Origin of the sequence: Pseudomonas sp. SED1, assembly GCF_034044025.1 — a bacterium.
Lineage (GTDB): Bacteria > Pseudomonadota > Gammaproteobacteria > Pseudomonadales > Pseudomonadaceae > Aquipseudomonas.
This window is the reverse complement of sequence record NZ_JAXCIS010000229.1, coordinates 129,442-135,942: the sequence shown is the minus strand read 5'-3', so window position 1 is coordinate 135,942 and position 6,501 is coordinate 129,442. Positions and strand designations below refer to the sequence as shown.

The following is a 6,501-nucleotide window of genomic DNA, read 5'->3' as shown; positions in this document are numbered from 1 at the left end:
GGATCAGACCGTGTCAGATAGACCTCAGTCGCCTGTAGCAACTTCCCGCGTTGGATCAGTAATCCACTCGCTCCACGACCCCGCGTACAACTTGCCCAACGGGTAACCCGCCAGACACAACGCAAACAGGTTGTGGCACGCCGTCACACCCGAACCGCAGTAAGCCACCAGGTCATCCGGCGAGCGATCTTGCAGCTTGGCGGCGAAGCGTTGCTTGAGCTGGTCCGCCGGCAGGAAACGGCCGTCGCTGCCCAGGTTTTCATTGAACGCCGCACATTGCGCACCGGGAATATGCCCGGCAACCGGATCGATCGGCTCCACTTCACCGCGAAAGCGCGGCTGGGCGCGGGCGTCGATCAGGGTCAGGCCGGGCTGGCCGAGGCGTTTTTGCAGGTGTTCGGCATCCAGTTGCAGGTGGTTGTCCGGCGAGCCGCTGAAGCTACCGGGCTCGGTCACCGGGGCATCCAGGCTCAACGGGAAACCCGCCGCGTGCCAGGCTTTCAGGCCGCCATCGAGGATAAACACTCCGTCGCGCTTGCCCAGCCAGGCCAGCAGCCACCAGGCGCGGGCGGCATAGGCACCGGGGCCGTCGTCATACAAAACGATATCGCTGTCGGCGCTAACGCCCCATGCCCGCAGTTGCCGGATAAACGCATCCGCCGCAGGCAGCGGATGGCGACCGGTCACGCCCTTGATTATCGGCCCGCTGAGGTGGCGCTCCAGATCGGCATACTGCGCCCCTTCGATATGCCCTTCGGCGTAGCTGCACAGGCCGTAGTCCGGGTCTTCCAGAGCAAAGCGGCAATCGAGGATCACCAGCCCGCCGGACTTCTGGCGCTCGGCCAGTTGCTGGGGGCTGATCAGTTGGGCAAGCGGCATGACTGACTCCTGTGGCTAGGTTAGCGTTCGGGAAACATCCTACTTCACTTCTTCCAGCGCCTGATTCAACGGCACGTAAAACTCTTTGAACAGCGCATCCACCGCGTCCTTGGCTTTTGGGGTGATAAACCCGGCTTCCAGCACCAGCACCTGGTACACACCGCGCTTGATCGCCTCGGCGCTCAGGTGCGTGGATTTTTCATTGGTGGTGCACAGGAAGCGCACCCATGAGGTGAGGATGATCCAGGCGTTGAGGGTCAGGGCTTCGGTTTGTACCGGGTCCATGTTGAGGATGCCGGCATCGACAAAACCCTGATAGATGGCCGCACCCTGGATCAGGCAGCGCTGGGAAAACCGCCGGTAGCCGGTAGCCAGTTCCGGGTCGCTTTCCAGCAGGTGTTCGAGGTCGCGGTGCAAAAAACGGTAGCGCCACATGCCGGCGAGCACCGCCTGCAGGTAGAAGCGCTTGTCTTCCACGGTCACCGCGCGGCCCTGGGGCGGGCGCAGGAAACTGTCCACCAACGCTTCGTACTCGCGAAACAGCACGGCGATAATCGCCTGCTTGTTGGGGAAGTGGTAGTACAGGTTGCCCGGGGAAATTTCCATATGGGCGGCGATATGGTTGGTGCTGACACTGCGCTCGCCCTGCTGGTTAAACAGCTCCAGGCTGGTTTGCACAATGCGCTCGCTGGTCTTGACTCGTGGTGCCATGGGAAATCAACTTCTAGACCCGTGATGACGGCATCTTACGGACTATCCTTGTCCGGATAAATCGGCATGTACTTGCAATGTTATTTGACAATTTAGAGTAATGACTCTAAAAACTGAAGCATTCCAATAACAATCGGGAACTTCGCCATGTCTGCCAACGTTGCCTACCTGCAAGATTCCCAGGCACTGGATCAGCTCCAGGTCCTGTTTGACGCTCAGCGCCAGGCCTATGCGGCCAACCCGATGCCGCCGGCCGCCCAGCGTCAGCAATGGCTCAAGGCCTTGCGCGACCTGTTGAGCGAAGAGCGCCAAGCGTTGATCAACGCCATCAGCCATGATTTCAGCCACCGCAGCGCCGACGAAACCCTGTTCGCCGAACTGATGCCCAGCCTGCATGGCATTCACTACGCGAGCAAACACCTCAAAGGCTGGATGAAACCTTCCCGTCGCGCTGTAGGCATCGCCTTCCAGCCCGCGTCGGCCAAGGTCATCTATCAACCGCTGGGCGTGGTCGGGGTAATCGTGCCCTGGAACTACCCGCTGTACCTGGCCATCGGCCCTTTGGTGGGCGCCTTGGCGGCCGGCAACCGGGTGATGCTCAAGCTCAGCGAATCCACCCCCGCCACCGGCCAGTTGCTCAAGGCGCTGCTGGCGAAGATCTTCCCCGAAGACCTGGTGTGTGTAGTGCTCGGTGAAGCGGAAGTCGGCATGGCGTTTTCCAAGTTGCGCTTCGATCACCTGCTGTTCACCGGCGCCACCAGCATCGGCAAACACGTGATGCGCGCTGCGGCCGAGCACCTGACACCGGTCACCCTGGAACTGGGCGGCAAGTCACCGGCGATTGTTTCCGCCGACGTACCGCTCAAGGACGCCGCCGAACGCATCGCCTTCGGCAAGGCGCTGAATGCCGGGCAAACCTGCGTGGCGCCGGACTACGTGCTGGTACCGGAAGACCGTGTGGACGGTTTCGTCGAGGCCTACAGCAAAGCGGTTCGCGGGTTTTACCCGACCCTGGCCGACAACCCGGACTACACCGCGATCATCAACGAACGACAACTGGCCCGGCTCAACGGCTATGTGAAAGACGCCACCGACAAGGGAGCCACCCTGATCCCACTGTACGACCAGGGCCAGGAACGCCGCATGGCCCACAGCCTGCTGCTGAATGTCAGCGATGACATGACGGTGATGCAGGACGAAATCTTCGGCCCGGTGCTGCCGATCGTGCCGTATCGCGGCCTCGACCAGGCTTTCGCCTACATCAATCAGCGCCCTCGCCCACTGGCGCTGTATTACTTCGGCTACAACAAGGCCGAACAGAACCGCGTACTGCACGAGACCCATTCCGGCGGCGTGTGCCTGAACGACACCTTGCTGCATGTGGCCCAGGACGACATGCCCTTCGGCGGCATCGGCCCGTCGGGCATGGGCCATTACCACGGCCATGAAGGTTTCCTGACCTTCAGCAAGGCCAAGAGTGTGTTGATCAAGCAGCGCCTGAACGCCGCCAAGCTGATTTACCCGCCCTACGGCAAATCCATTCAGAAGTTGATCCAGAAGCTGTTCGTCCGCTAACAAACCCATCATCGGGATAACAATAAGAATGAACCCAAGCCTGACTGAATCACCCGCGCTGTCACGGCGCGGCGTCTTGAAACTCGGCCTGTGCGCCAGCGCCTTCCTGGCCACCGCCGGGCTTGGCGCCAGCCTCAGCGGCTGCTCCAGCAGCACCCCGGCCAGCGGCTTTGCGATGTTGCGCAGCAGTGACCTGCCGTTTTTGCGGGCGGTGATCCCGGTGCTGCTGGAAGGCGTGGCCAGCGCCGAGGTGGTGGTGGCAGGCATCGACGACACCCTGAAAAAGCTCGACTTCAGCCTGCAACACCTGTCGCCCGAGATGTTCAAGCTGACCCAGCAACTGTTCGACGTATTGGGCATGGCCATTACCCGTGGGCCGCTGACCGGTGTGTGGGGCAGTTGGGAAAACGCCAGCGCCGAGCAGATCCGCAACTTCCTGCACCGCTGGGAAAACAGCTACCTGAACCTGCTGCGCATGGGCCAGGGCTCGTTGCTCAAGCTGGTGATCATGGCCTGGTATTTCCGCCCCGAGTCCTGGGCGCATTGCGGCTACCCCGGCCCACCGAAAATCTGATTCGCATCCCGATAAAAACAAGAGAAGACCCTGATGCCCGTACCTGATCTGTTCCGCGATGGCATGGCCCGCGGCTGGAAAACCCACAATGGCGCCGCCCTCGACCAGGACCTGACCCTGGAGGCTGACGTCGCAATCATCGGCAGCGGTGCCGGCGGCGGCACCACCGCCGAAATCCTCAGCGCCGCCGGCTACAAGGTGCTGTTGATCGAAGAAGGCCCGCTGAAAACCAGCAACGACTTCAAGCTGCTGGAGGACGAGGCCTACGCCAGCCTGTACCAGGAAGGCATCGGGCGCATGAGCAAGGACGGCGCCATCACCATCCTGCAAGGCCGCGCCGTCGGCGGCACCACGCTGATCAACTGGACCTCCAGTTTCCGCACCCCGGACCCGACCCTCGCCCACTGGGCTAGCGAGTACGCGGTCAAGGGCCACAGCAGCGCCGAGATGGCGCCCTGGTTCGAAAAAATGGAGCAGCGCCTGGGCATCGCGCCCTGGGCGATGCCGCCGAACGCCAACAATGACGTGATCCGCAAAGGCTGCGAAAAGCTCGGATACAGCTGGCACGTGATCCCGCGCAACGTGCGCGGCTGTTTCAACCTGGGGTATTGCGGCATGGGCTGCCCGGTCAATGCCAAGCAATCGATGCTGGTGACGACCATTCCGTCGACCCTGGAGAAAGGCGGCGAACTGCTGTACCTGGCCCGCGCCGAACGCCTGAAGTTCAGCGGCGACACCATCACCAGCCTCGAATGCGTGGCCATGGATCAGTATTGCGTGGCTCCCACAGGCCGCAAAATCACGGTCAAAGCCAAGCACTACGTACTGGCCGGCGGCGGCATCAACAGCCCGGCGCTGCTGCTTCGCTCCGATGCGCCCGACCCCCACTCGCGCCTGGGCAAGCGGACCTTTCTGCACCTGGTGAATTTTTCTGCCGGGCTGTTCGACGAGGTGATCAACCCGTTCTACGGTGCGCCGCAGTCGATTTACTCCGATCACTTCCAATGGCAGGACGGCACCACCGGCAAAATGTCCTACAAGCTCGAAGTGCCGCCACTGCATCCCGGCCTGGCCAGCACCTTGCTCGGCGGCTACGGCACGCAGAACGCCCTGGATATGGGCCAACTGCCGAACACTCACGCGATGCTTGCCCTGTTACGCGATGGTTTCCACCCCGACAGCCCGGGCGGCACAGTCGAACTACGCGGCGATGGCACACCGGTGCTCGATTATCAGGTCTCGCCCTACGCCTGGGACGGCCTGCGCCGGGCCTTCCACAGCATGGCGGAGATTCAGTTCGCCGGCGGCGCCAAGTCGGTGATGCCGCTGCACGGGGATGCGCGCTACGTGAACACATTGGCCGAAGCCCGCAGCATGATTGACGGCTTGAACCTCGAATTGCATCGCACGCGGCTCGGCAGCGCGCATGTGATGGGCGGTTGCGCCATGGGTGAAGAACCGAAAAATGCGGTGGCCGACAGCCTTGGGCGCCATCACCAACTGAGCAACTTGTCGATCCACGATGGCTCGCTATTCCCTACCAGCATTGGGGCTAACCCGCAGCTATCGGTGTATGGATTGACCGCGCAACTGGCGACAGCGTTGGCCGAACGTCTGAAAACGGCCTGAAAAAACCGGGTACTCGCGGTGTCTATAGTGCTTTCTTCTGAATAAGTTGACTTGGCCGACCGGGATGGCTGCGATACCATCCGGTTCCCCAACGGACTCCGCCAGGACGACGCGATGAACCGAGTGTTGTACCCAGGTACCTTCGACCCAATCACCAAGGGCCATGGCGATCTGGTCGAACGCGCCTCGCGCTTGTTCGACCATGTGATTATCGCGGTCGCTGCCAGCCCCAAGAAAAACCCGCTGTTTCCCCTGGAACAGCGCGTGGAGCTGGCCCGTGAGGTCACCAAGCATCTGCCCAACGTTGAAGTGGTCGGCTTTGCCACCCTGCTGGCGCACTTTGCCAAGGAGCAGAACGCGAATGTGTTCCTGCGCGGCCTGCGCGCGGTGTCGGACTTCGAATACGAATTCCAGCTGGCCAACATGAACCGCCAACTGGCGCCGGACGTGGAAAGCCTGTTTCTTACGCCGTCGGAGCGTTATTCGTTCATTTCCTCGACGTTGGTGCGAGAAATCGCGGCATTGGGCGGGGATATCACCAAGTTTGTGCACCCGGCTGTGGCGGATGCGCTGACGTTGCGCTTCAAGAAGTAAATTCTGGTCTTTGGGCTTGTTGTGGCGAGGGGCTTGTCTGTGGCGAGGGGGCTTGTCCCCCGTTGGGCTGCGAAGCAGCCCCCAATAAAGACGCCGCGTAGTTTCAGGTAAAACCCAATCGCCTGATTCGGGGCCGCTTCGCGCCCCAACGGGGGACAAGCCCCCTCGCCACAGGGGCGCCAATGCGGCACAATTGCGCGCATTAGTTTTCAGATGCCTTGGCTGACAGCCTTGGCAGGAGTTTCCATGTCCCTGATCATCACCGACGATTGCATCAACTGCGACGTCTGCGAACCCGAGTGCCCGAATGCTGCCATTTCACAGGGTGAAGAGATCTACGTGATCGATCCCAACCTGTGCACCCAGTGTGTCGGCCACTACGACGAACCCCAGTGCCAGCAGGTTTGCCCGGTGGATTGCATTCCGCTGGACGAGGCTCATCCGGAGACGGAAGAGCAACTGATGGAGAAGTACCGGTTGATTACCGGCAAGGCCTAAGTCCCTTGGCGATTCGTTATGCCTCTTCGCGAGCAAGCCCC

General features: G+C 61.5%; 7 protein-coding genes. 5 read left to right on the top strand and 2 right to left on the bottom strand.

Annotated features, from left to right (window positions below):
- Positions 1–24 precede the first annotated feature (24 nt).
- A complete protein-coding gene (locus SNL23_RS29435) occupies positions 25–879 on the bottom strand; it encodes a sulfurtransferase (protein ID WP_318304490.1) in 855 nt (284 codons plus the stop codon).
- Between the two features lie 39 nt (positions 880–918).
- Positions 919–1,590, bottom strand: coding sequence for a TetR/AcrR family transcriptional regulator (locus tag SNL23_RS29430; protein ID WP_003213791.1), 672 nt, complete (start codon positions 1,588–1,590; stop codon positions 919–921).
- 147 nt (positions 1,591–1,737) lie between these two features.
- On the opposite strand from SNL23_RS29430, the gene SNL23_RS29425 reads away from it, so the two are divergent.
- The 5 genes from SNL23_RS29425 (at position 1,738) to SNL23_RS29405 (ending at position 6,460) form a co-directional block, all read left to right on the top strand.
- Complete coding sequence (locus tag SNL23_RS29425) at positions 1,738–3,165, top strand: coniferyl aldehyde dehydrogenase (RefSeq protein ID WP_318304489.1); 1,428 nt, start codon at positions 1,738–1,740, stop codon at positions 3,163–3,165.
- 28 nt (positions 3,166–3,193) lie between these two features.
- Positions 3,194–3,739: a twin-arginine translocation pathway signal protein gene (locus SNL23_RS29420; protein ID WP_258342660.1), complete on the top strand. Its 546-nt coding sequence runs from the start codon at positions 3,194–3,196 to the stop codon at positions 3,737–3,739.
- A gap of 33 nt (positions 3,740–3,772) precedes the next feature.
- Positions 3,773–5,368 (top strand): GMC family oxidoreductase, encoded by a 1,596-nt coding sequence (locus SNL23_RS29415; protein ID WP_318304487.1) that lies wholly within the window; start codon positions 3,773–3,775, stop codon positions 5,366–5,368.
- 114 nt (positions 5,369–5,482) lie between these two features.
- A complete protein-coding gene (gene coaD, locus SNL23_RS29410; protein ID WP_049711086.1) occupies positions 5,483–5,962 on the top strand; it encodes a pantetheine-phosphate adenylyltransferase in 480 nt (159 codons plus the stop codon).
- A gap of 246 nt (positions 5,963–6,208) precedes the next feature.
- Positions 6,209–6,460, top strand: a complete 252-nt coding sequence (locus SNL23_RS29405) for a YfhL family 4Fe-4S dicluster ferredoxin (RefSeq protein ID WP_003213796.1) — start codon at positions 6,209–6,211, stop codon at positions 6,458–6,460.
- Positions 6,461–6,501: the final 41 nt, after the last annotated feature.

Coding starts and splice junctions, on each gene's coding strand:
- SNL23_RS29435 (WP_318304490.1), bottom strand. CDS start 879: ATGCCGCTTGCCCAACTGATCAGCCCCCAGCAACTGGCCGAGCGCCAG.
- SNL23_RS29430 (WP_003213791.1), bottom strand. CDS start 1,590: ATGGCACCACGAGTCAAGACCAGCGAGCGCATTGTGCAAACCAGCCTG.
- SNL23_RS29425 (WP_318304489.1), top strand. CDS start 1,738: ATGTCTGCCAACGTTGCCTACCTGCAAGATTCCCAGGCACTGGATCAG.
- SNL23_RS29420 (WP_258342660.1), top strand. CDS start 3,194: ATGAACCCAAGCCTGACTGAATCACCCGCGCTGTCACGGCGCGGCGTC.
- SNL23_RS29415 (WP_318304487.1), top strand. CDS start 3,773: ATGCCCGTACCTGATCTGTTCCGCGATGGCATGGCCCGCGGCTGGAAA.
- coaD (WP_049711086.1), top strand. CDS start 5,483: ATGAACCGAGTGTTGTACCCAGGTACCTTCGACCCAATCACCAAGGGC.
- SNL23_RS29405 (WP_003213796.1), top strand. CDS start 6,209: ATGTCCCTGATCATCACCGACGATTGCATCAACTGCGACGTCTGCGAA.